This window comes from Campylobacter sp. 2018MI34, assembly GCF_016598975.1.
GTDB lineage: Bacteria > Campylobacterota > Campylobacteria > Campylobacterales > Campylobacteraceae > Campylobacter_D.
This window is the reverse complement of sequence record NZ_JAENKS010000278.1, coordinates 1-256: the sequence shown is the minus strand read 5'-3', so window position 1 is coordinate 256 and position 256 is coordinate 1. Positions and strand designations below refer to the sequence as shown.

Annotated in this window: 1 pseudogene; it reads right to left on the bottom strand. The window is 31.6% G+C overall.

What is annotated here, in order from left to right:
* Positions 1 to 256, bottom strand: a pseudogene (locus JG676_RS08800) (autotransporter outer membrane beta-barrel domain-containing protein); the annotation flags it as partial.

Here is a 256-nt window from a genome sequence, read left to right as displayed (position 1 = left end):
AGCTTTTACACTAGGATTGATATTAAACTTAGCTCCAAGTTCTAATGAAGTTTTTAAATTTGGTAACCAATCTCTAAACCATGTAAAGCTTGTTTTAGTAGAGAAGAGATTTAAATAGTTTGCATAGGTTCTCTCTCCTCCATTAACTGTAGCTTGACCTATAGTATTTTGCATAGAGAAAGCCTCTGTATAACCTCCTTCATAGGCTAAACCAACTTCAGGTGAGAATATATCTTTATCTTTAATAAAATTCATA